The sequence below is a fragment of the Pirellulales bacterium genome (assembly GCA_033762255.1).
GTDB lineage: Bacteria > Planctomycetota > Planctomycetia > Pirellulales > JALHPA01 > JANRLT01.
The window spans coordinates 1-21,727 of record JANRLT010000052.1 but is presented as its reverse complement, the minus strand read 5'-3'; the positions used below and the strand labels follow the sequence as shown (position 1 = coordinate 21,727).

The 21,727-nt window shown below is 56.0% G+C and carries 20 protein-coding genes; 8 read left to right on the top strand and 12 right to left on the bottom strand.

Annotated features, from left to right (window positions below; all coding sequences use genetic code 11):
- Positions 1–215: 215 nt before the first annotated feature.
- Complete coding sequence (locus SFX18_15065) at positions 216–1,151, top strand: lysophospholipid acyltransferase family protein (GenBank protein MDX1964471.1); 936 nt, start codon at positions 216–218, stop codon at positions 1,149–1,151.
- Between the two features lie 73 nt (positions 1,152–1,224).
- Here SFX18_15065 and SFX18_15060 read toward each other — a convergent pair whose 3' ends face one another.
- The gene (locus SFX18_15060) at positions 1,225–2,523 is read right to left on the bottom strand and encodes a cation:proton antiporter (GenBank protein MDX1964470.1); all 1,299 of its coding nucleotides are present in this window, start codon (positions 2,521–2,523) and stop codon (positions 1,225–1,227) included.
- A gap of 299 nt (positions 2,524–2,822) precedes the next feature.
- Between SFX18_15060 and SFX18_15055 the strand changes: the two genes are divergently transcribed.
- Complete coding sequence (locus SFX18_15055; protein ID MDX1964469.1) at positions 2,823–3,398, top strand: inorganic diphosphatase; 576 nt, start codon at positions 2,823–2,825, stop codon at positions 3,396–3,398.
- A gap of 14 nt (positions 3,399–3,412) precedes the next feature.
- Here SFX18_15055 and SFX18_15050 read toward each other — a convergent pair whose 3' ends face one another.
- The 5 genes from SFX18_15050 to rimO form a co-directional block, all read right to left on the bottom strand.
- Complete coding sequence (locus SFX18_15050; GenBank protein ID MDX1964468.1) at positions 3,413–4,699, bottom strand: CinA family nicotinamide mononucleotide deamidase-related protein; 1,287 nt, start codon at positions 4,697–4,699, stop codon at positions 3,413–3,415.
- A gap of 562 nt (positions 4,700–5,261) precedes the next feature.
- The gene (locus SFX18_15045; protein ID MDX1964467.1) at positions 5,262–6,347 is read right to left on the bottom strand and encodes a Gfo/Idh/MocA family oxidoreductase; all 1,086 of its coding nucleotides are present in this window, start codon (positions 6,345–6,347) and stop codon (positions 5,262–5,264) included.
- Between the two features lie 146 nt (positions 6,348–6,493).
- Positions 6,494–7,495: a CPBP family intramembrane glutamic endopeptidase gene (locus tag SFX18_15040; GenBank protein MDX1964466.1), complete on the bottom strand. Its 1,002-nt coding sequence runs from the start codon at positions 7,493–7,495 to the stop codon at positions 6,494–6,496.
- Positions 7,496–7,543: 48 nt separating this feature from the next.
- Positions 7,544–8,098 carry a CDP-diacylglycerol--glycerol-3-phosphate 3-phosphatidyltransferase gene (pgsA, locus tag SFX18_15035; protein ID MDX1964465.1) on the bottom strand — a complete coding sequence of 185 codons (555 nt, stop codon included), beginning with the start codon at positions 8,096–8,098 and terminating at the stop codon, positions 7,544–7,546.
- Between the two features lie 148 nt (positions 8,099–8,246).
- The gene (gene rimO / locus SFX18_15030) at positions 8,247–9,722 is read right to left on the bottom strand and encodes a 30S ribosomal protein S12 methylthiotransferase RimO (protein MDX1964464.1); all 1,476 of its coding nucleotides are present in this window, start codon (positions 9,720–9,722) and stop codon (positions 8,247–8,249) included.
- 198 nt (positions 9,723–9,920) lie between these two features.
- Between rimO and SFX18_15025 the strand changes: the two genes are divergently transcribed.
- Entirely contained in the window at positions 9,921–10,601 is a 681-nt protein-coding gene (locus SFX18_15025; GenBank protein ID MDX1964463.1) for an MGMT family protein, read from the top strand.
- Positions 10,602–10,732: 131 nt separating this feature from the next.
- The gene (locus tag SFX18_15020) at positions 10,733–11,683 is read left to right on the top strand and encodes a GNAT family N-acetyltransferase (GenBank protein MDX1964462.1); all 951 of its coding nucleotides are present in this window, start codon (positions 10,733–10,735) and stop codon (positions 11,681–11,683) included.
- Positions 11,684–11,689: 6 nt separating this feature from the next.
- On the opposite strand, the gene SFX18_15015 is transcribed toward SFX18_15020, so the two are convergent.
- The 6 genes from SFX18_15015 to SFX18_14990 form a co-directional block, all read right to left on the bottom strand.
- Positions 11,690–12,490, bottom strand: coding sequence for a DUF1570 domain-containing protein (locus tag SFX18_15015; protein ID MDX1964461.1), 801 nt, complete (start codon positions 12,488–12,490; stop codon positions 11,690–11,692).
- Between the two features lie 735 nt (positions 12,491–13,225).
- Positions 13,226–13,531 carry a Rieske (2Fe-2S) protein gene (locus tag SFX18_15010; protein MDX1964460.1) on the bottom strand — a complete coding sequence of 102 codons (306 nt, stop codon included), beginning with the start codon at positions 13,529–13,531 and terminating at the stop codon, positions 13,226–13,228.
- A 128-nt stretch (positions 13,532–13,659) separates the two neighbouring features.
- A complete protein-coding gene (ispG, locus tag SFX18_15005; protein ID MDX1964459.1) occupies positions 13,660–14,823 on the bottom strand; it encodes a (E)-4-hydroxy-3-methylbut-2-enyl-diphosphate synthase in 1,164 nt (387 codons plus the stop codon).
- A 152-nt stretch (positions 14,824–14,975) separates the two neighbouring features.
- Entirely contained in the window at positions 14,976–15,575 is a 600-nt protein-coding gene (locus SFX18_15000; GenBank protein MDX1964458.1) for a DUF4202 domain-containing protein, read from the bottom strand.
- Positions 15,576–15,827: 252 nt separating this feature from the next.
- Complete coding sequence (locus SFX18_14995) at positions 15,828–16,991, bottom strand: alanine--glyoxylate aminotransferase family protein (GenBank protein ID MDX1964457.1); 1,164 nt, start codon at positions 16,989–16,991, stop codon at positions 15,828–15,830.
- Positions 16,992–17,146: 155 nt separating this feature from the next.
- The gene (locus SFX18_14990) at positions 17,147–17,725 is read right to left on the bottom strand and encodes a hydrolase (GenBank protein MDX1964456.1); all 579 of its coding nucleotides are present in this window, start codon (positions 17,723–17,725) and stop codon (positions 17,147–17,149) included.
- Between the two features lie 268 nt (positions 17,726–17,993).
- Between SFX18_14990 and SFX18_14985 the strand changes: the two genes are divergently transcribed.
- From SFX18_14985 to SFX18_14970, 4 genes are all read left to right on the top strand, one after another.
- Positions 17,994–18,716: a hypothetical protein gene (locus SFX18_14985; protein MDX1964455.1), complete on the top strand. Its 723-nt coding sequence runs from the start codon at positions 17,994–17,996 to the stop codon at positions 18,714–18,716.
- Positions 18,717–19,028: 312 nt separating this feature from the next.
- Positions 19,029–19,583 carry an ATP-dependent protease subunit HslV gene (gene hslV, locus SFX18_14980; protein MDX1964454.1) on the top strand — a complete coding sequence of 185 codons (555 nt, stop codon included), beginning with the start codon at positions 19,029–19,031 and terminating at the stop codon, positions 19,581–19,583.
- Positions 19,571–21,070 (top strand): ATP-dependent protease ATPase subunit HslU, encoded by a 1,500-nt coding sequence (gene hslU, locus SFX18_14975; protein MDX1964453.1) that lies wholly within the window; start codon positions 19,571–19,573, stop codon positions 21,068–21,070. Before hslV ends, hslU begins: the two co-directional genes overlap by 13 nt.
- A gap of 141 nt (positions 21,071–21,211) precedes the next feature.
- On the top strand, positions 21,212–21,727 hold a 516-nt coding region (locus SFX18_14970; GenBank protein MDX1964452.1), incomplete at its 3' end, for a hypothetical protein.

Below are 21,727 nucleotides of genomic sequence, written 5' to 3'. Positions count from 1 at the left end.
CCCGCTTAAGATAATGTACTTGGGAATTCTGTCTGTAAATCAGAGCCACTGTCACGCGCTTTGCATCTGCGGCTAAACTTATATTGGTCTTGGATAATCAATCAGGGCGTTGGACTTATTGATTCAATTTTCATCCCCTTTTAGACGACGCTGCGCTTGTCACTATTCCAAAGAGCACTGCTGAGATATGCTGGTCCTTTGGTCGATAAAGGCCCATGATACTAAAGTCCATCTCCTCTTGGCCAACCCGCGCGCGGGATTACGCTGTTTATCTGGCGGTGCGTTTGATCGTGTGCGTGCTGCAATCGTGGTCGCTGGCCGCTTGCGTGGATCTTGCGAATTGGTTGGCGTGGCTCTGCCATGATCTTTTTCACATTCGCAGGCGCGTTTTAGTGGAAAATCTCCGGACCGCCTTTCCCCACTGGTCCGACGAACAACGGGCGATTTGCGCGCGGCGGATGTGGGCGCATTTGATACTGATGCTGGCTGAAATCGCCCACGCGCGGCGTAAAATTCACCTGACGAACTGGCGGGATTATCTGGATTTTGCCGATATGGCGGGCCTGATGCGGCTGTTGTGGCAGGATCGGCCCAAGGTGCTCATTTCCGCCCATTATGGCAATTTTGAGCTAGCGGCGTACACCTTTGGGCTGTTTGGCTTTGAAACCTACGCGGTGGCCCGCAAACTGGATAACCCTTATTTGCATGAATATCTCAATTCATTCCGCTCGGCCAAGGGGCAGCATTTACTCCCCAAGGATGGAAGCGCGCCCGAAATTGCCCAACTGCTGGAACGACGGGCGACGCTGCTGCTCTTGGCGGATCAAAACGCCGGACCCAAGGGATGTTGGGTGGACTTTTTTGGCAAGCCCGCCAGCACGCACAAGGCGATCGCGCTGTTTGTTTTGGCTAATCAGGCCCCCTTGGGCGTTAGTTGCGGTAGGCGGATAGGCCCACCGCTGCATTACGAGATGTCGCTGTTAGCGACGTATGATCCCGCGACTGCGGAACTTTCCACGCAGGAACTGACGCAGTGGTTCACCAGCGAATTAGAATCCATGATCCGCGTGGAGCCATCGCAATACTGGTGGCTGCATAATCGCTGGAAAGGGGAACCACCGCGGCGACGGAGTAAATCAATTACGAATTGAAATCGGTAAGAATGATGCGCTCTAACCGCCGATGCCATCGGCGGCTTTGTGGAACGAGTGTTCCAGTGACAGATCACTCAAACGCCGTAGCCGCGGATTGATCGGGGTCGGGTTTGACATCGCTGCCGACCAGCCATTCAAAAAGGGGAGACGCGATCAGCGTGGTCATGACGGCCATAATCACCAAAATGGCAAACAGTTCCGCGCTGATAACTCCGCGTGATAACCCGATATTGATAATAATCAGCTCCATCAAGCCCCGCGCGTTCATCAGCGTGCCGATCCCCATCGCCTCGCGGTTGGGAAGTCCCGTGGCCAGCGCCGCCAGCCAACAGGCGACCCCCTTCCCCAGATTGGCCACAATTAGCACCAAGAGGCACATCCACCACAAATAAGCGGAATTGAGCAGTCCGATCTGGGTATTTAAGCCGGAATACGTAAAAAACAGCGGTAACAGCAAGGCCACCGTTAGCGGCTGCACGCGGGCGATTATATCGCGGGTAACCGGCCCCCGTGGCAAGATCGAGCCGACAATAAACGCGCCAAACACCGCGTGCAGATGCAACATATCGGTATACCAGGCTCCCAGGCACATGGCCGCCAGGCATAACACCAGGCCCGCTTCCGTCAGGCGGTCTTTTCTAACTAGCCACGGCTCGATCCACTTAAAGAGTGGCCTTAGCACCAGCGTGGCCAACAGGACAAACGCCATGCCACCGCCGATGCTATTGATGGCATGTTGATAGTTATCATCAAAGCTAGCCAATACCAACGCCAAGAGGCACCAGGCCGTGGCATCGTCAATAGCTCCCGCCCCGATCGCCACGGTCCCCATGGTGGTGCCATTTAACCCCTTGTACACAATAATCCGCGCTAACATGGGAAACGCGGTGATGCACATTGACGCCCCCAAAAACAGCATCGCCTCTGTCAGATTGGTCCGCGGGGGAAAGAGATTGGTATAATGATAAAAATACCACGCTAATAACGCCCCCAGCGCAAACGGCGCGATCATCCCGGCCAGCGATACCGCCAGCGAACTGCGCCATTGATTTTTAATAATGTCCACCCGAAATTCCAAACCCACGATGAACATATACAACGCCAATCCCAACTGCGACGCGGGAAAAAGATAACTCTGGGTGTCGCGTATGGTCTGTGATTTATCCCACGGGAACAACGACTGTTGTAGTTCCGGCCAGAATAATCCAAACAGTGATGGGCCTAGCAGCACGCCGGCGATCATTTCGGCTACAACCTGGGGCTGGCCCAGTTTTGCCGCAATCGCGCCCACAATTTGGCAAAAAACCAGAATAATTGCCAATTGCAAAAAGAATTGGACAGCGAGGTGGAGGTTATCGTTGGGATTCATTGTTAAGAACGGACTTATTGAATGTTCAAACAACTGTCGTCTGAACAATCTTAGACGCATCTTTTCTAAAACTCAATTCCATAGTTTAGTTCTAGCCTAATTTTCGACTACTTCGGTCGTCTTGAGCTAAAACTCTTTAGCCTCGGTGACATCCTGGTGTAAAATGGCGAATTTTTCGGGTTTTTTGGGCAATTTTTGCCCCGCACGTGATTGTCACTTGCGGATTAACGCCTGAGTGCGCAAATTAAGGCTTTATTACACTGGCCTTTCTGATTTGCCACCTATTTCCTGGTATTTCCATGACCCATGCTTGGCACGATGTAACTCCTGGCGAGAACCTGCCTATGGAATTTACGGCGATCATCGAGATTCCCATGGGTTCGAGCGTCAAGTACGAACTTGACAAGGAAACCGGCCTGTTGCGGATGGACCGGGTGCTGTATTCGGCGGTGTATTACCCCGCGAATTACGGGTTCATCCCGCAAACCTTTGCCGAGGATGACGACCCGCTGGACGTGCTGGTATTATGCCAGGAGGCGGTCGCCCCCCTGACCATGGTCCAAGCGCGGGCGATTGGGTTAATGACGATGATTGATAGCGGCAAGCGGGACCACAAAATTTTGGCCGTGGCGCTGAATGACCCCGAATATAGCGGCGTGCGCGACGCCAGCGAACTGCCGGTGCACAAACTAACCATGCTGCGGCGGTTTTTTCAGGATTATAAGCAACTAGAGGGGAAGGCCGTGGAAGTCGACCAAATGCAGCCCGCCACCGCCGCCCATCCCACCATCGAAGAAGCCCTGCAGCGATATAGCCTGGAACGGCGGCGTGGCTTTCACGTCAATGGTGCGGGAAAAGGAACCGTTAAAAAATAAAATCGTTATGCGGGTTATTCCGCATTGCCTTCGCGATTGGCCCGCTTTACCAAAGCCAGCCTTAACATATTCAACGCTTGCTTGGCCGCGCGGATGATGAGCAAGTCGGGATGCCCCGCAAAAAGCTGCGACAGACTGATGGTCTTTTCCGGTCCTGCCAAGGAGAGCCATATCTTAGGAGGCTGCGCGGTATCTGCGGTCCCCTGGGTTAGATTGGTGGAACTGGCCGGCGCGGGGCCAACGGCCAGCCCATAATCGGTATGCCACAATTCCCGGCAACGCTCGGCTAATCGACGCGTCAATTCCTCTTTGGTCAATTCCGCGGCGCTCCCCTTCATTGCCAAAAATTGACCGACAGAATGCAGGCCCCCCAGTACCGCTCCCCCCGCATAACTGATTTCGTTTCCTGGCACCGCGCGCAGCCAACGGGCGATCTGACCTTCACTCCCCCATTCGGCGGTTGCCAGGCTAGCGCTGTGCGTTCCCAACAGTTTGAGCACGGCGTGCTCCAACTCTTCATCCCCCTGGCCAAAAATCAACTCTCCCAGGCAGTCGCGCACAATTTGCGTCGTGGGGGCAATAAGCTGGTCGCACGCCAGCGCGTCGGCACCCTTGGCGGTGATCCGGAGGCTGATCGTGGCTTTGCTGACGGTGATTCCGACCTGCGGATCACGTCCCCGGCGAATCAGATCGGGCAGCATCGCCTCAAGGTCGCTTTCTCCCACGCCAAAGCACCTAATGACCCGGTGCTGAATCACACCATTTTCGCCAGTAAATTCCCGGATCGAGGGGACGACTGTCGCGGCCCACATCTCGCGCATCTCGGCCGGTACCCCTGGCAGGCAAAAGATGCGACTGTGCGTGCCATCAGCGCGTGTGTGCAACAGGTCAATCCCGGGAGCGGTACCGTGGGGATTGGGGATGACGCGGCTACCAGCGGGAAATTCGGCCTGCACGCGGTTGCGTTGGGGCATTTCCCGCCCACGCTTGGTAAAAAGAGCCTCGATATCGGCCAAGGCCGCGTGATCGAGCTTCAATTCGCGACCAGTGGCGGCGGCCAGTGATTGCCGCGTCAGGTCGTCGGCGGTGGGGCCTAATCCTCCCGTCGCGACAATAATTTCCGCCCGCGCAAGCGCTGTCTGAAAGACCCGCACGTTGGCGTCCATATCGTCCGCCACGGTCGTATGGTACAGCGTCCGCACGCCCAAATCCCCCAATTGCAACGCAAGCCATTGGGAGTTGGTATCAAGTCGCTGGCCGCTGGTCAGTTCATCGCCAATGGAAATAATTTCGGCGTGCATGGGTGGGGGAGGTTGGAGACTGGAGGAGTGGAGTAATGGAGTAATGGAGTAATGGAGTAATGGAGTAATGGAGTAATGGAGTAATGGAGTAATGGAGGGGTGGAGGAGTGGTATTTGGTTTTTGACTTTCTCCCTCTCCCAGTAGCGATCCTCTATTCTATTTCAACCTGATTCTGGGAGAGGGCCGGGGTGAGGGCTGCTTGAGGAGAGGAGCTAGAAAAAACCCCATTCATTCTGCATTCTGCATTCATAATTCTGCCTTTCCCAATCCCCTCATCCGGCTCGTTCCTCGCCACCTTCTCCCGGGGGGAGAAGGGGTATTTTTCTCCCTCTCCCAGTAGCGATCTTCTATTCTATTCCAACCTGATTCTGGGAGAGGGCCGGGGTGAGGGCTGCTGGACGCTGGAGGAGTGGAGTTTGGAGGAGTGGAGTTTGGAGGAGTGGAGGAGTGGAGTTAAAACCCCTTTTATTCTGCATTCTGCATTCATAATTCTGCCTTTCCCAATCGCCCCGCATCCGGCTCGTTCCTCGCCACCTTCTCCCGGGGGGAGAAGGGAAATAATCATTTCACGCTCCCCCTCCGCGCCCGCAATCGCGGATCAGTGGTTAACGGCAGCTTGACTACTTTGCCCGACTCCGCCGCCTGGTAAATTGCTAAAATCACCTCCACCGCTCGCCGACCTTCCGCTCCCCCCGCTTTCGGCGGACGATCACGCTTGATCGCCGCTAAAAAATCCGCAAACTGCAACGCATGTGCGTGATGGCCAATTGCCTTGGGATCGCTGGCCCCGCCGCCACTTGTCTGTAGGGCAAATTTCTCTCGGATTGCGGCGTCCTCCTTATGCGCCTTCGCAAACTCCCACACCCGCAGGGATTCCTCTTCCATGACGGCGGTCCCTTGGCTGCCGCAAATGTCGATCCGCTTGACAAAACCGGGATAAACGGCGGTTCCCGCCTCGATCACGCCCAAGGAGCCGTTGGTAAACCGTAGTGTGGCGACCACGGTATCTTCGACAGCAATCCGCTGGTGGGCCAGCATCCCCCACTGCGCGGTGACGGACGCCACATCCCCCATCACCCACAAGAGCAGATCCACGCTATGAATCCCCTGGTTCATGAGCGCGCCGCCGCCGTCCAGCTCCCACGTCCCTCGCCAGCGGCCGCTATCATAATACTCTTGGCTGCGAAACCATTTGACGTAGGCATCGGCCAGGGTGATCCGGCCAAAACGCTTGGCCAGTACGGCCCGCCGCAGTTCCCGGGCTACTGCATGAAAACGCGAGGGAAATATCGTGGCCAGCTTTACGGCGTTATCGGCACACGCCCGGATGATGGCATCGCAGCGTTTGAGCGTGATCTCCAGCGGCTTTTCGACCAAGACGTGTTTGCCCGTCCGCGCGGCCGCGACCGCCGGCTCGGCATGGGCCCCGCTGGGCGTGCCCACTACCACCACGGAAATTCGCGGGTCGGCCAAAAGTTGGTCCAAACCCTCGTAGGCGGCGCAATTGGATTCGGCGGCAAACTTTTGAGCGTTGGCAAATTTATGGTCCCAACAGCCAATCAGCCGCGCTCCCGCCGTATCCGCAATCGCCCGCGCATGAAACCGGGCGATGACCCCGCAACCAATAACGCCAAATCCGGTGGGCATGATTTTTTCTAGGGTAATGATGTAAAGTCTGTGAATTGGGTGTTATCAAGGCCGCGCGGATTGTTTGCTAATGATCCCCTGAATCAGGCGGTCATTAACAAGCTTAGCCTGAAACATAAATTAGCCGGGGAAAATCCGCAACAACCTTACTTAAGTGATTGTAGCTCGAGCCAAAGCAGAATCGTGGACGTCAAATTTAACATAAGATGCACCACGATGCCCGGCCATAATCGGCCCGTTAATTCAAATAATAAACCCAGGCCCAGCGACAAAAAAAAGATAGGAATCGGAGCGGGGCCTTGGCCCAGGTGCATGAGTGCAAAGACCAAACTGGTGAGCACAATGGCGGGAGCCGCCTGGTTGAGTCGTCGTTCCCAGCCAAAAAATTGCCGGGGGGCCTGTTCTGTCTGTTCCATGTTGGGGTCGATTGCCGGGGAGGGCGGAGACCAAACAGCCAACCGCCGCCGCAGCCAATTTTGCAGTAGGCCGCGAAACAGCAGTTCCTCTGTCAAGGGAGCCATGATCACCACCGACAGGCTAATCCAGGTGAATAATCCCAAAAACGCCCCCGGCGCCGCGGTTGTTTTCAGCCGCTTCAGTAATTCCATCAACGGATGCAACTGGGGAAAAAATTGAATCAGTAAACTTTGCAACAGCAATAGCGGCGGACAAAGAATCAACCAAAACAAGATGCCCCAGATTACTTCGTAAAAACGGGGAACACCCAATCCCACCAAACGGTAAAGCGGCACGAAAGCAGCGTCTTCCGCCGCGACCAGCCAAACCAAAAGCATGGCCCCGACACCGGCAAGCCAAATCACCTTTTCCACAACCATGCCCCGGATCAAAATGGTGGCCTGTTCAACAGTGGCTTTCGCTAGCCAATCCGCCCCCATGTCGCGCGGCAAAAGATACCTCACCGTCAGCATGTCTAGCAGGAATTGCCATACGACCGCGGCCAAGAGGCACCAACCCAACGCGCGGAGACTCGCCAAATTTCTCTGTCGCGGCAGCGAATCATATTCCGCTTGGTAAGGCCAGGCCCTTGGCATGTTCCACAACAGGGCAATCCCCAATGGCAGACTGACCAGACAGGTAAACGCCACCAAGCCCGCGATGAACCAATACTGCTGGGGAATGTCGGGCATGGGAAAAGCACTGAAACAGCGTCGAGCGGACAGGAGTGGGGATGGGGACTAGACCAGCCGCCCCGCGGCAAAAATATAGATGACGCCCGAATAGACCGTCGATAGCACCGCCCCCCAGACCAGCACCGGCAGCGAGAGCGCCAACCAGGGAGGGAGCGTTTGCGCGCCATATTGCAACGCCACCAGACTGGCAATCACTGCGGCGCATTGCAGGCCCATTTTAATCTTGCCGGACCACTTGGCGGAAAAATCCTTGCCGGCAGCCTCTAAAAAACTGCGAATCGTGGTGACTAGCAGTTCCCGCCCCGTGACCAGCACCGCCATCCAAGAGGCGATTCCCGATCCGGCAATCGCGGCGAGCATGATAAAGGCGCCGCAGATCAGGACTTTATCCACAAAGGGATCCAGGATGCGGCCAAACACCGTGACTTGGCCCCACTTGCGGGCGAGATAGCCATCGAGCCAATCGGTTCCGGCGGCCAGGCAAAAAATCACATTGGCGGCTAGATAATGCCCCCATGGAATCAAGCAAAATAAAAGAATCGCCAGGATGAGGCGGGCGATCGTCAGTTGATTAGGCAGATTCCACACGGCGGCGATCAATTACAAATTACGAATTAAAAATTACGAATTGAATACCAGCACTTCCGCCTTCCTCGTTCCTAATTCTTACTTCACCCACGGGGTTCTCGCCAAGGCTAGTTCCCCGCCAGCCTCTGCCCCCTTTCCCCTGACCCCTCGCCCCCGCCCCCTACCTCCCCTTTCCCACGGCCACGCCGATCAGGTCATAATCGTGCACCTGCACAATTTCACACGGCACTATCTGCCCCGCCCGCAGCTTTTTGCCATTCACGATGACCACCCCATCCACATCCGGGGCGTCGGCAAATCCCCGGCCAATCCAGACATTTTTCTCCTCCGGCACCGGCGTATCCAACAGCACATCCATTTGTTTTCCTACTTGGGCTTGGTTCCAATCCAGCGCAATTTCCTGCTGGATTGCCATGATGTGCGCGCGGCGTTCTTCCTTGACCTCGTCGGGCAAATGATCCGGCAATTTTGCGGCTGGCGTGTCGGCTTCATACGAATACGTGAACACGCCCAGACGTTCAAACCGCTGCTCATGGACAAAGTCCGCCAACTCGGCAAATTGTTCCTCGGTTTCGCCGGGAAAACCCGTAATAAACGTGGTCCGCAGGACTAAATCGGGAATGGCGGCCCGTAATTTGCCAATCAGTTGTTCCGTCCCCTGGCGATTGACGCGGCGCTGCATCCGCCGCAGCATGGTGTCATTAATATGCTGCAGGGGCATATCCAGGTAAGGTAAAATTTTATCGCTGGTGGCCAACACCTCGATCAATTCATCTGAAAAGTACATCGGGTACAGATACATCACCCGGATCCAATCCAGTCCGTCAATTTGATTCAGTTCCCGCAACAGTTCTGGCAGACGCGGCCGTCCGTACAGGTCAATGCCATAGTACGTCGTATCCTGGGCGACAATGTTAAGCTCGCGAACGCCATCCTCGACTAGCTCGCGGGCCTCGGCCAGGATTTCTTCCATTGGCTTGGTGGCGTGCTTGCCCCGCATTTTGGGAATAGCACAAAAGGTGCACAGCCGGTCGCACCCCTCGCTGATTTTTAAAAAGGCAAAGTGCCGGGGCGTGATTCGCAACCGCGCCCGATCGGAAAGCGCGACCGCCGGCGCGGGCCGAAACACGGTCTGTTGTTCTAGCAATCCCCCCACCAGCCGATCCGCGACGCGCGTGACTTCTTCCCGGCCAAAGACCCCGACCAAATGGTCGACTTGGGGACATTTTTCCAGCAACAGTTCCTTTTCCCGCTCGGCCAGGCAGCCCGAGACGATCACGCCCCGCGTTTGGCCCGTGCGTTTGAGTTCTAACATTTCCTCAATCGTGGCAAAGGACTCGTCCCGCGCCCGCTCGATAAATCCGCATGTATTGATAATGACAAAGTCCGTACCCGCGGGCTCGGGGACCAGGCGATAGCCGTCCAGTTGCAACCGGCCCAGCATCCGTTCGCTATCGACCAGATTTTTTGGGCAGCCCAGGCTGATAAACGAGTATGTTCCCTTGGCGGTGGAGGCATCTTCCGCCGCCGCGGCCCGGATTTGGGCGCTGGTCGCGGTGGAACCATCGGCGGCGCACCCCCCCTCGGTGGCACAATCGCCGGGAGAAGTCACAATTGGCAGGGAAAATAGGGGCACGGGAAGCTTTCAGCGGAAATTTCGTGACAATGATCAACAAGTTTGTATGATAATCCTTTAGATCAGCTTCCAAAAGGCATCCACTTCCGGAGGAGTGCTGATTTACGGCGAAAATCGTCCTCTGGAATCGGCTTTTGCCTCATTTTATTTCCAAAAACGATCTGCCTTTCCCCGTTATCACGCTAGCGGAATGTACCAATGGCCGCCAAGTCATGGCAAGAAAAACTAGCCAATTCCAAGGACCTGCCCAAGGTTGTGACCCTGACCGACGCGGCCGCCCGTCAGTGGGGGGGTAAAAAAGCCACCCAACTGACGATGGCCATCCCCGCCCCGCGGGATATCGACGCCCTGATGAAAACCGTCAAACGGGGCCAATTGGTCACCACCCAAGAGCTGCGCGCGGCCGTGGCCCGCCAACATGCCGCCGATGTGGGCTGCCCGCTAACAACCGGCATTTTTAGCTGGATTGCAGCCCATGCCGCCCAGGAAGAGAGGGAAGCCGGAAAAACGCGGGTGACGCCGTATTGGCGCACGCTCAAGACGTATGGCGAGCTAAATCCCAAGTTTCCGGGTGGGCTGGAACGCCAAGCCCAGTTGCTCGCCGCCGAGGGGCACACCATCGTCACGCGGGGTAAACGCCAGTTTGTGGCGGATTATCAAAACAGCCTTGCGCCGCTGTTACCCGGCCAATCCATTCTTGCCACCGCCCGCGGTCATTCGACATCCCGCCGGAAAAAAGCCGCGGCAAAGCCAGTTCCAGATCGCCGCAGCGCTACGGTAACTCGCGCATCCACCGGTAAAACTCCCTCCCGCAAGAAATCCGTTCGTACCGCAAATCGCCCGTCAAAACCCGCAGCCAGGCCCCGCTCTGGTGAATAACCCTGGATAAATGCGCCAATCTAGCGTACGCTAGGAAAGCTAAAGTACGTTGTATCTTTCCCTCCCCGGGAAAAATTCTCTGCCAGGTCCCCGCTCGTGGGGGGACATGTACAGTCAATGCATGGCGTGAGATGGAATTTCGCTCTTATCGCAATCCCGATCCGCCCCTGATTGCCCAGCTATGGCGCGAATGCACGCAACAGCCTGGGCTGCTACAGCCCATGACCACGGGCCTGCTAGAGACTTATGTAATCAACAAGACTTATTTTGATCCCCAGGGGCTAATTCTGGCGGAAGACGAGCAGGGACTGGTGGGTCTGGCGCATGCGGGATTTGGCCCGACGTCGGACGAAAGTTCGCTGGATACCGACCTGGGGGCGACCTGCTTACTGTTGGTACATCCCCGACAAGACTGGCAAACGGTTGCCGGGGAATTGCTGACCCGTAGCGAGTCCTATTTGCGGAAAAAAGGAGCCCAGGTGCTGTATGGAGGCAGTTTGGCGCCGCTGAATCCATTTTATTTGGGATTGTACGGGGGGAGCGAGTTGCCCGGGATCTTGGACGCACACGTGGTGTGTCAGGATTTTTACCGTGCGCATCATTACCGGGCGGTGGATCACGTGCGGATTTACCGCAAAGCGCTAGCCGGAGCACGACCGCTAATGGACCGCAAGTTGATGCAAGTTCGCCGCCGGACGCAAGTGGCCATTGTCGAGGAACCCCCGCTACGTTCCTGGTGGGAAGCGAACACCCAGGGTGAATTTGAACGCCGGCAGTTTCAACTTTTGGATAATCAAATGGGAAACACCCTGGCGATTGCCACGTTGCGCAATCTGGATCCCCCCAGCGCGGGAATCGCCACCGGCGGCTCGGGGCTGGTGGAGTTTTGGGTGGATGAGACCCAACACCGCCAAGGGTTGGGAAGCTACCTATTGAATGAGATTTTTAAGTATCTTCAAGATTCTGGTTTTGGGTATCTCGAGGCCCAAACCATGGAACGCAACACGGTGGGAATCAGCTTTTATGAGAAAAACGGATTTGAACTAACAGCCGAGGGATCGGTCTTTCGCAAGGAGGGATAGAACAGCTTACTCCTCCATCATCCCCTGCAAGTGCCTTAAAACCTGCGTATTCCAATCCCCTGCAGAACCTGGCAAAATCTGCGACAGGGGCGGAACGGGCTCTGTGGATGATTTTAACCGAGCTAAATACTTTTGGAGCACTTGAATTTTCTTGTCTGGTTGATTGTCGGCGGTCCGTTTTGCGGCAGTGCGTGGATCGGCGGTACCCGCGACATTGTCGGCATGATGCAACATCCAGTGCACCCACAGCCAGGCCTCCGCATAGTCGCGTTGCGACAGTTCGCTGGCACTGGTGAGTTGCTCCATCCGGACCAGGTCCGGCTTCCAGCGGCCCGTGACCAGGGCTTCCCGCAGTTCGCGGACATGGGGCGCGTTGACCCCGCTTTGATTGCGGGCCACTTCAAAATATTCCGCCAAGCCCTCATCCAGCCACAATGGCAAATTTGGCACCGCGGCATGCAGGTAGCCATGCGCCACCTCATGCCGCAAATCCTCCGCCACCCTGTCTCCCCAATAGGCATACACGGCCAAGCGGGTGTCGGTCTCTAAAAAAAAGGCCCGCCGGTAGGGAAATCCCGGAAAATACGCCCGCAAAAAATCCTGATAGGCGGATTCATGTTGAAACAAATGAACATGGATCGGTTCGGAAGTGGCAGCCAATCCCAAACGCAAATTCATATCGCGTCCCAAGTCTTTTAATTCCACGAGCAGCCGATGATCGGCGGCAAGTGGTTCCGCGGTGTGCACCACCAATTGATCTAATAGAATTTGATGCTGCGGCAGACCTGGTGTCACGGGGCGGGGCAAACCGGCACAACCAGCGCTAACTAGCAAAAGTATAAGAAAGCAACTATCCCAGCCCACAGCAATTCGCTTTTGCCCAAAGCTCCAAGCATTCAAAATAACGCGATGATACTGCATCACTACTTAAGCCAGAAAATTGCTCATCCACAATCGTCAAAGGAGGGGCAATTTTAGCCTGAACCGCCCAGTTACGGCAGGGCGATTTATATTCTGGGCGTGCTAGCAAAAAGTGGATACTGGGGGTTTACAAGTGTTAGTTGAGAGCTAGAAGAAATACTGGCACGGACTTGCCAGCAACCAGTGGTTTTTCCGCAGGGGAGTGGAGTCCGTGCTACTTACCTTTCAAATCTTCGTAACGCGCGAAGATTATTCACTGCCCCAGCATTTGTGGGCCAAGGACGTTTAATTCTTTGCGGGCCAAAGGCATTTGATTCTCTGCGGGTCAAGGGGCCGACCTCTCCCAGCCTAGGCAAGCGCAGCGTCGCCCTAAATTAATTGTGCAATACAAGGGGAAGGGACAACGGTCCGATTCATGACGTGCACTGCTGGCCCCAGGGGTCGGGAGTCGTGGACGGCGTAGGCTCGTTTGGCTAAGCAGCCTGACTCGCCCAGGACTCCCGTCCCCTTGCGGGTAAGGCACCAGGGGGACGGGAGTCTTTCGCGAACTAGCCTGTTTGCGAAATATGCTTTCATCGCGTCAGACTCCCGACCCCGTGTGCAATGCCTCAAACACCTCTACTATCCCACAATCTCCACCTGAATTTCCTCCCCCACCACCCGAGTAGGATACGTTGTTTGCCGCAACTTGGCATTCAACCGGTGCTGGCCATCCCGCACATCAAACTGCCAGCCATGCCACGGGCAGGTAACCCAACAATCGGTAACACGCCCCTGGCCCAGCGGTCCCCCCTGATGCGGGCAGACGCCATCCAGGGCATAAAACACGCCGTTGATATTACAGAGCCCAATGATCCGCTCGGCCACCACGCGCTCGCAGTTGGTGCCAGGGGGACACTCGGCTAAGGTCGCGATCGTGTGCCACATAGGTAGATGGGAGACGGGAAGCGAGTAGTAGGTCCCGTCCGCCGGACGGGACTGGAGTGACAGAGCAGGGGTGCGAGTTGCTAGGGGTGCGGCGGTGCTAGGGCTGAGTAGACTTACAAATGTATTTATTAACTACCGTTCTTCAATGATCTATTTCCCTTCCGACCGGCAATAATCGCATCCAATTCCGTCCGCAGCTTGCCCAGGATCTGGTCGTACGGATACGCTCCCAATTCCTGGCTCCCCTTTTTTAAGTTCACAAAATTTGGCCCGCACCACAAACCCAGGTCGGCGTCGTCCGTCTCGCCCGGGCCATTCACCCGGCAACCCATCACGGCAATCGTGATCGCGTGTTCGGCGGCGTAACGGGTCATTTCCTTGACATCTTGGGCGAGTTCGATAAAGGCCTCGTTCTCTACCCGCGAGCAACTGGGGCAACTAATGATATTAAGCGTATTGCGGCCAAAATCGACCACGCTGCGCACCCTTCCCGCGGCGATATCGGCCAAAATTTGCCGCCCCGCCGCGATTTCCTCCCCTTTGCGGGCGTTGGGGACAGTCAATGAGACGCGAATCGTATCGCCAATGCCCCGACTAATCAGCTGCTCAAAGGCGATCCGGGTCTTAATGATCCCATCCGGGGGGAGGCCTGCTTCGGTGACGCCCAAGTGCAATGGGACATCGGGCCGAACCGCGGCAAAGCGCTTGTTGACCTCGATGACATGGAGCGGGTCGGAATCCTTGAGCGAGACGTTGTAGCGGGTAAAACCGAGTCTATCCAGCAATTCACAATGATCCAGCGCGCTTTCCAACATGGGCGAAAGGGAATCGCGGGGATCGTATTTTTCTTTTTTTGCCGGGTCAACGCTGCCGCAGTTCACGCCGACCCGAATCGCGCAGTCGTTGGCGGCGGCGATTTCAGCGATATATTTAACTTTATCCTGCCACGGCTTTTCCGGCTCGTGATGGTACAAGTGGCCAGGATTGTAGCGAATTTTATCAACGGAGGGGGCCACCACCGCGGCCAACCGATAGTTTTCTTGCAAATCAACAGCCAGATTAGCCGTAGTTTGGCGGCGAATCTCCGCCAAGGCGTCGGCATCTTTACGGCTATCCACGGCGATCCGCACCACATCCGCGCCGGCGGACTGCAAATCCCGCACCTGGGCGACTGTCGCGGTTATGTCCTGCGTCGCTGTCGCGGTCATGCTTTGCACGGCAATCGGCTGTCCAGCGCCGATCGTGACCGTCCCAATTTTAACCGCGCGGGTGGGATTGCGGGGAAGTTCCATCGTGAAAAAATCGCAAAAAACAGGAAATCTGGGGAGGAAAAAACTCGCAGGCGATCATGGGGGCAACAAATCCCAACCACGCCCGTCCTCAAGGCAACACCCTTAAATTACCGCAAACTCTCGCCGTCTTAAACAGCAAATTTTGTCGCGGATTAGTGGGGTTCGCGACGGGTCAGCGCCGCGCCGACCAATTCCCGGCAATAATCGGATAATGGCAGCGCTAGCGCGGCCCCCTGCGCCGCGGGGGACATTTTTTGCCAAGTCTTTTGCAAAATATTAATGATTTTTTCCCGGTCATGCCGGGCGGCAAAGTCCGCGAACTCAAATTCCAGAAACACCAGGCAAGCCGCGTCCTCGAGCAATTGCGAGTCGGGATTGTGCTTTAATTGTTCTTTTTTAACCACACTCTGCGCTTGGCGGACGATCGCCGCGTCATAACCCTCCGCCGCCAGCACCTCGCCTAACTGCGCGGCATGCCGATTTTTCAAGTCGGTGCGCCATTGCAAATAGCCAATCCTATCCGCCGGATAGGACTCGCGTGGAATTTGCCAGCGTTGCAGGTGTTGGGCCCGCACCGCCAGTTGCAGAGCCTCGCTAGCTGTTGGCTCCAGCCGCAAAAGCCAGTCCGTCATCCGCCTCGCATAGACCAACTCCGCGGGCTGGGAAACGCCATCCAGCAGGATCGTGGCCGGGTCTTGGGCGTGCAAGCGGTCAATCGCGGCAATCGCGGAGGTAAGTCGGTCGGTGGGCATTTGTGCGATGTATGTAAAATTTGAGCCACGGAGAAATCTTAGCCACGGATCAGCACGGATGATTATTCAATTTGAAAATGTAAATCTCAGATTTCAATCTTCTAATCCAAAATTTCAAATCTGAGATTTCAGATTTAAGAATCTCAAATTCATCCGTGTTTCATCGGTGAATATCCGTGGCTAAAAATTCGCCCAATCCGTGGTTTTAAATACAAATCGGAGCCACGGATCAGCACCGTTTTTCACGGATAATCATTCAGTTTCAAATCGATACACGTCATTCGCCGCGGCAATGGAAGAGCCCGGTGCAAACTTTAAACCCTGGTCCAATAAAATTTGTTCTAACGCCGCCAGAAATAACAGGACATGTTTGCTATCTGCTCCGTAACCCATCAGGCCAATGCGCCATACTTTCCCCTTGAACGGTCCCAGCCCCCCGCCAATTTCAATGCCAAAGCGGGCCAGCAGTTCACGCCGGACCGTGGCGTCATCCACACCAGGGGGGATACGAACCGCGTTCAGCATCGGCAGCCGGTGCTCCACCGCGGCGACATAATCGATGCCTAGCGCGGCTAGTCCCGCCGCCAGTGCCCGATGTTGCCGTAGGTGGCGGGTATGCGCGGCGGAGAGTCCCTCTTCCAGTAACACGGCCAATGACTCGTTGAGCGCATAAGTCATGTTGATGGGGGCCGTATGGTGATACACGCGGTCCTGTCCCCAATATTGCGCGATCATGGTCATATCCAGGTACCAGCTTTGGACTTTTGTCCGCCGCGCGGCGATCCGCTGCCGCGCCCGGGGACCAAACGTGATCGGGGCCAATCCCGGCGGGCACCCCAGGCACTTTTGAGTGCCGGAATAAACACAATCCAATTCCCAAGCATCCGTCCGGACCGGCACGCCCCCCAGCCCGGTTACCGCATCCACGATGATTACCCCCCCGTGGTCATGCACCCTGCGGGCAATCTCTTCCACGGGTTGCCATGCCCCGGTCGAGGTTTCGGCCAGGATAATCCCGGTCACGTCCGGTTGGTGTTGCCGCAATGCCGCCTCAATTTCCTCTGGGGAAAAAACTTCCCCCCACGGCTTTTCTAGTTGAAAAACCGTCGCTCCCACGCGCTGGGCGACATCGGCCATCCGGGCACCAAAGACACCGTTGACACAGACAAGCATTTTGGTCCCTGGCTCAACCAGATTAACAACAGCCGCCTCCATTCCCGCGGAACCCGTCCCGCTGACAGCCAATGTCAATTCATTGGTCGTTTCCAAGACCTGCCGTAGCCGCTCTTGCATTTGATTCATCAGTTGCAAGTAGTACGGATCCAAATGCCCCACTGTCGGCTGCGCAAGCGCGGCCAACACGCGGGGATGTGTGTCGCTGGGTCCGGGACCCATGAGGATGCGGTGGGGAGACATGCTTAGGGATGAGGGGAGAGGGGTGAGACGGGAAGCGGGAGGGAGCAGGGGAGTTAGGGAGCTGGGGTGCAGGGGAGCGTAGGAGTAGGGGTGCGGAGGTGCAGGGGGTGCAGGGCATAATGTAAACTAATTCTTAATTTTTTAATTCTTCATTCTTAATTTTTAATTAATGCCGCCAGTGGTTTAAACTCGGGCCGATCGGCGGTTTCGCACAATTCAAACAGCGTGCTTTCCACCGTGGTAAGGGTGACGCCGTTGGTTTCCATTCGCCGCAGGGCAAACTCGTGATCCAGGCGGTGCCGGGCACTCACGGCATCCACCGCCACATACACCCGCAAACCCGCCCCCAGCAGGTCCAGCGCGGTCTGCAATACGCAGACATGCGTTTCGATACCGACTAAAATGACTTGGGTGCGCCCCGTGGCGGCCAACTGCCGCAAAAAGGTCTCGCAGCCACAGCAGCTAAAACTGAGTTTGCTGGGTATTCCCGGCGGCGTCAACTGCGAGGTCGCGGGGATCAAGGCCGCGGCTAGTTCCGGCACCGTGGGCCCCAATCCGGAGGGATATTGCTCCGTCGCCAGGACCGGCACCTGCAAGATCGCCGCACCACGAATCAATTTTTGCAAATTCGCCAGTATAGGTCCACTGTCCATGACCAACGGGACCAACTTGGCCTGCGCATCGATCACGACCACCGCGGCTTGCCGGTAATCGAGGGCTTCGGGATTTCGCATTGTTAAAGATGTCCTGACAAAAATGGGATTTTCATCTAAGTTGACTGGATTCAAGATAGCCAATTGGGGGCAAAAACCCTAGTACTTGGCTTGCTAGAACCAGACAATCACTACACATACCAACTACGGACCAACGTCCGTGCTACGATTTCACACCCCCACCTCCATCCTCTCTTCTCCCATCTCCAGTCCCGTCCGGCGGACGGGACCTACTCCTCCACTTCCCGTCTCTCTTCTCGCTATGCGCCGTCCACTTCCCCCCGCCCGCATGCTTGTTTTGGATGGCTTGGACCTGGCCCAGCGGCAGCATTACTACCCGCTTGACCGCCAAATGCCCCTCGCCAGCGTCGCCACCGCCCGCGACAACGCAAAAAACACTCCCACCGCCGTCCGCATCTCTTGGGCGGTGATCTTTCTCAAGGCCTACGCCGCGGTCTGCGCCCGCACGCCGCAATTACGGCAAGTTTATCAGCGCTGGCCCTGGCCGCATTTACTGGAAACCGAGGATGTCACCGCCCAACTGGTTGTAAATCGATCCACGCCCGCCGGAGAACTGCTCGGTTGGGGGGCGTTTCGCCAGCCCCAAATGCAGCCCTTAAGGGAATTACAACGACAGCTCGAACTTTACCAAACGGAACCGGTCGAAAAAGTGTATCGCAAGCAAGTCACGCTGGGCAGGTTTCCGCGCTGGTTGCGGCAATGGCTGTGGTGGTGGCAGCTCAATTTTTCAGGTGAAAAATGGGCCAAACGGTTTGGCACTTTCACCTTGTCCACGCTGGCCGCGCAGGGATGCACAAATCGCTTTCATCCGACAATGTTGACGACCAGCCTGACCTATGGACCGCTGGATGAACAAGGCAACGCTTGTGTCACGCTGATTTGCGATCATCGCGTACTGGATGGCCTGCCAGCCTCCTTGGCCCTGGCGGATTTAGAGAGGGAGCTCACCGGGCCAATCCGCAACGAATTACGGGAACTGGCGCGGGGATAGTCTGGAAACACGTTGATTTCAACTGATATATAATAAGCCTGTTTGGCAGGTGCGACCGTCATTCGCCCCGCCCCCTTTGAATCACCTGGCAAATCGGCCATATTTAATTCAGCGTCAGCCAGGGAACCGCAGCCCGCTGCGTCAGCCAGGGAAATATCATACCTGCAACAATCCCTTGCTCACGCTGCGGGCTGACAGACTTGCGGGCTAACAGACTTGCGGACTAGATGACTCCCTTGCTTACGCTGCGGGCTGACATTCGCGGCGGGCTGACATACGTTGCGGGCTAACAGACACATTCATGATCCACCTATGAGCCGACTTCCTCCCACCCATTCGACCACGATATTGTCCGTGCGGCACAAGGGTAAAGTCGCGCTGGGAGGTGACGGGCAGGTCTCGCTCGGTACCAGCATTATGAAGGCGGACGCGATGAAGATCCGCCCGCTGTTGGATGGCAAGGTGCTGACCGGTTTTGCCGGGGCCAGCGCTGACGCCTTTGCCCTGCTGGAGCGGTTTGAAGCCAAACTATTGGATTACCCGGCAAATATTCCCCGCGCGGCGATCGAACTGGCCAAGGAATGGCGCACCGACCGGGCGTTGCGGCGGCTCGAGGCGCTGGTCGCGGTGGTGGATGCCACGCATACTCTGCTACTCACCGGCAATGGCGATGTCATCCAACCGACCGACGGCGTCCTGGGGATCGGTTCCGGCGGAAATTTTGCCGTCGCCGCCGCCCGCGCGCTCATCGCGCATTCCACGCTGGATGCCAGCCAAATCGTGCGCGAGGCCCTAACCATTGCCGCCGGGATCGACATTTACACCAACACCCACATTGTGGTTGAGGAATTGGCATGCAAGACCTGACACCCAAGGAAATCGTGGCCGAACTGGACCGGCATATCGTCGGCCAGGGGGAAGCCAAGCGGGCGGTGGCGATCGCCGTGCGTAACCGCTGGCGGCGGCAACAATTGGCCCCGGAACAACGGGCGGAAATCGCCCCAAAAAACATCCTGATGATCGGGCCGACCGGCGTGGGCAAGACCGAAATCGCCCGCCGCCTGGCCAAGCTGACCGGCGCGCCGTTTATCAAAGTTGAGGCGACCAAATACACCGAGGTGGGCTATTACGGCCGCGATGTCGAAAGCATGGTACGAGAACTGCTGGAAAACGCCATCGCGCTGGTAACCAAACAAGAACGCCAGCAAATTGAAAAAGAAGCCAGTCAGCGGGTCGAGGAACGTTTGCTGGATCTTTTGGCACCGCCCCCCATCCAAATGCAGGGCCGCCCTTTTTCCCCCGCTGACGGAGAAAGCGATTCCTCCCGGCGCAAAGGCCGCCGTCGCCGACGCCGCGAAACCCAGGAAGGTGACGAACCGACTGAAATCGACTTTCAACAAGTGATGAATCTCTTTACAGAAGCGGAAACAGAGCCTGAGGAGGCCACCCCCACCGAAGAGGAAGAAGCCGCTATCAAACGCCACGAGCGCACCCGCGAAAAAATGCGCAAAAAACTGGCCTTAGGCGAACTAGAAAAGCAAAAAGTCGAAATTGCCGTCGAGCAAAAAATGCCCCCCATGATGATCGGCAGCATCAGCGTCGAACAGACCGACATGGATCTGCACGGGATGTTGGAGAAATTTCTGCCCAAAAACACCTCCCGCCGCGAAATGACCGTCACCGACGCCCGCAAAGTCCTCTTTGAACAAGAATGCGAAAGCCTGGTCAACAAGGAAAAAGTCCACGCCGCCGCGATCGACCTGGCCGAAAACCTGGGCATGATTTTTGTCGATGAGCTAGACAAAATTGTGGCAAGCGACAGTCGCGGGGCGGATGTCTCGCGCCAGGGAGTCCAACGAGATTTGCTACCGATTGTCGAGGGGACGACCGTCCAGACTAAATACGGCCCGATCAAAACCGACCATGTGCTGTTTGTCGCGGCGGGGGCTTTTCACAAGGTCAAGCCCAGCGACCTGATGCCGGAACTGCAGGGACGGTTTCCCATTCGCGTGGAACTGAGCGACCTGACCAAGGGGGACTTTATCCGCATTTTGACCGAGCCAAAAAACTCCCTCACCTGGCAGTACACCGCGCTTCTGGGCTCTGAGAACGTGACGCTGGATTTTACGCCCGACGCGATCGACGCCCTGGCCGAATACGCCCATCGGGTCAACCAGACGACGCAGAACATCGGCGCGCGGCGACTGGCGACGATCATGGAACGGCTGCTAGAGGAACTAAGCTTTAGCGCGCCGGAAAAGTCGGGGGACAGCATCACCATCGACGCGGCGTACGTGACCGAGCGGCTGGAAAAGATCAGTCAGAACGAGGATTTGAGCCGGTTTATACTGTAGGACCAGTAGCGGCGAATTTTAGTCGCCGTGAATTAAGTAGCGTAGGGCGGAACGAGTTCCGCCATCACCACGCGGGGTTTCAGCCTCGGTCGTTATGTACCGCATGTATTGTCGGATCATGAGCCGACCCACGGAAGCTATATGCCTATTCAATTTGATTGGGTTACTTCACTATCTGGATGCTTTGTTGTCTTTGGTGCGGTTGTATTCGCAATCGCATTCATGGATCGTCGTTATCATGAAATTCCTTCCAAATATTTAATTGTTGCTGCACGCATTTGCAATATCGTATGCAATAAATATGATTACAAGGAATATACATTACTCTATAATTACGAAATTGGTAGCATGAAATACAGTGGAAAGTCCAATTCTAGTTACATCAATGATGAGGTCAAAGAGTGGGCTCATTTAAATATCTACGTGAATCCCGATAATCACAAAGTCTCGTACACCGAAAATGATATTATACAATTAAAAAAGATGAATAAGGTGCTTATGTTTCTTGGTGCGGCATTTAGAGCCTGTCTTCAATTGCCTGAAATGAGCAGAATCGCTATGACTCCGTCTCTTGGAATCTCACTTCAAGGACGGAGCCATAGCGATGGACACGCATTATCCTACGGATTTGACGGACGTGCAATGGAAGATTGTAGA

Coding starts and splice junctions, on each gene's coding strand:
- SFX18_14990 (MDX1964456.1), bottom strand. CDS start 17,725: ATGCGAAATCCCGAAGCCCTCGATTACCGGCAAGCCGCGGTGGTCGTG.
- SFX18_15025 (MDX1964463.1), top strand. CDS start 9,921: ATGGCCGCCAAGTCATGGCAAGAAAAACTAGCCAATTCCAAGGACCTG.
- SFX18_15020 (MDX1964462.1), top strand. CDS start 10,733: ATGGAATTTCGCTCTTATCGCAATCCCGATCCGCCCCTGATTGCCCAG.
- SFX18_14995 (MDX1964457.1), bottom strand. CDS start 16,991: ATGTCTCCCCACCGCATCCTCATGGGTCCCGGACCCAGCGACACACAT.
- SFX18_15045 (MDX1964467.1), bottom strand. CDS start 6,347: ATGCCCACCGGATTTGGCGTTATTGGTTGCGGGGTCATCGCCCGGTTT.
- SFX18_15050 (MDX1964468.1), bottom strand. CDS start 4,699: ATGCACGCCGAAATTATTTCCATTGGCGATGAACTGACCAGCGGCCAG.
- SFX18_15060 (MDX1964470.1), bottom strand. CDS start 2,523: ATGAATCCCAACGATAACCTCCACCTCGCTGTCCAATTCTTTTTGCAA.
- SFX18_15000 (MDX1964458.1), bottom strand. CDS start 15,575: ATGCCCACCGACCGACTTACCTCCGCGATTGCCGCGATTGACCGCTTG.
- hslV (MDX1964454.1), top strand. CDS start 19,029: ATGAGCCGACTTCCTCCCACCCATTCGACCACGATATTGTCCGTGCGG.
- SFX18_15065 (MDX1964471.1), top strand. CDS start 216: ATGATACTAAAGTCCATCTCCTCTTGGCCAACCCGCGCGCGGGATTAC.
- SFX18_14985 (MDX1964455.1), top strand. CDS start 17,994: ATGCTTGTTTTGGATGGCTTGGACCTGGCCCAGCGGCAGCATTACTAC.
- SFX18_15055 (MDX1964469.1), top strand. CDS start 2,823: ATGACCCATGCTTGGCACGATGTAACTCCTGGCGAGAACCTGCCTATG.
- ispG (MDX1964459.1), bottom strand. CDS start 14,823: ATGGAACTTCCCCGCAATCCCACCCGCGCGGTTAAAATTGGGACGGTC.
- hslU (MDX1964453.1), top strand. CDS start 19,571: ATGCAAGACCTGACACCCAAGGAAATCGTGGCCGAACTGGACCGGCAT.
- SFX18_15040 (MDX1964466.1), bottom strand. CDS start 7,495: ATGCCCGACATTCCCCAGCAGTATTGGTTCATCGCGGGCTTGGTGGCG.
- SFX18_15010 (MDX1964460.1), bottom strand. CDS start 13,531: ATGTGGCACACGATCGCGACCTTAGCCGAGTGTCCCCCTGGCACCAAC.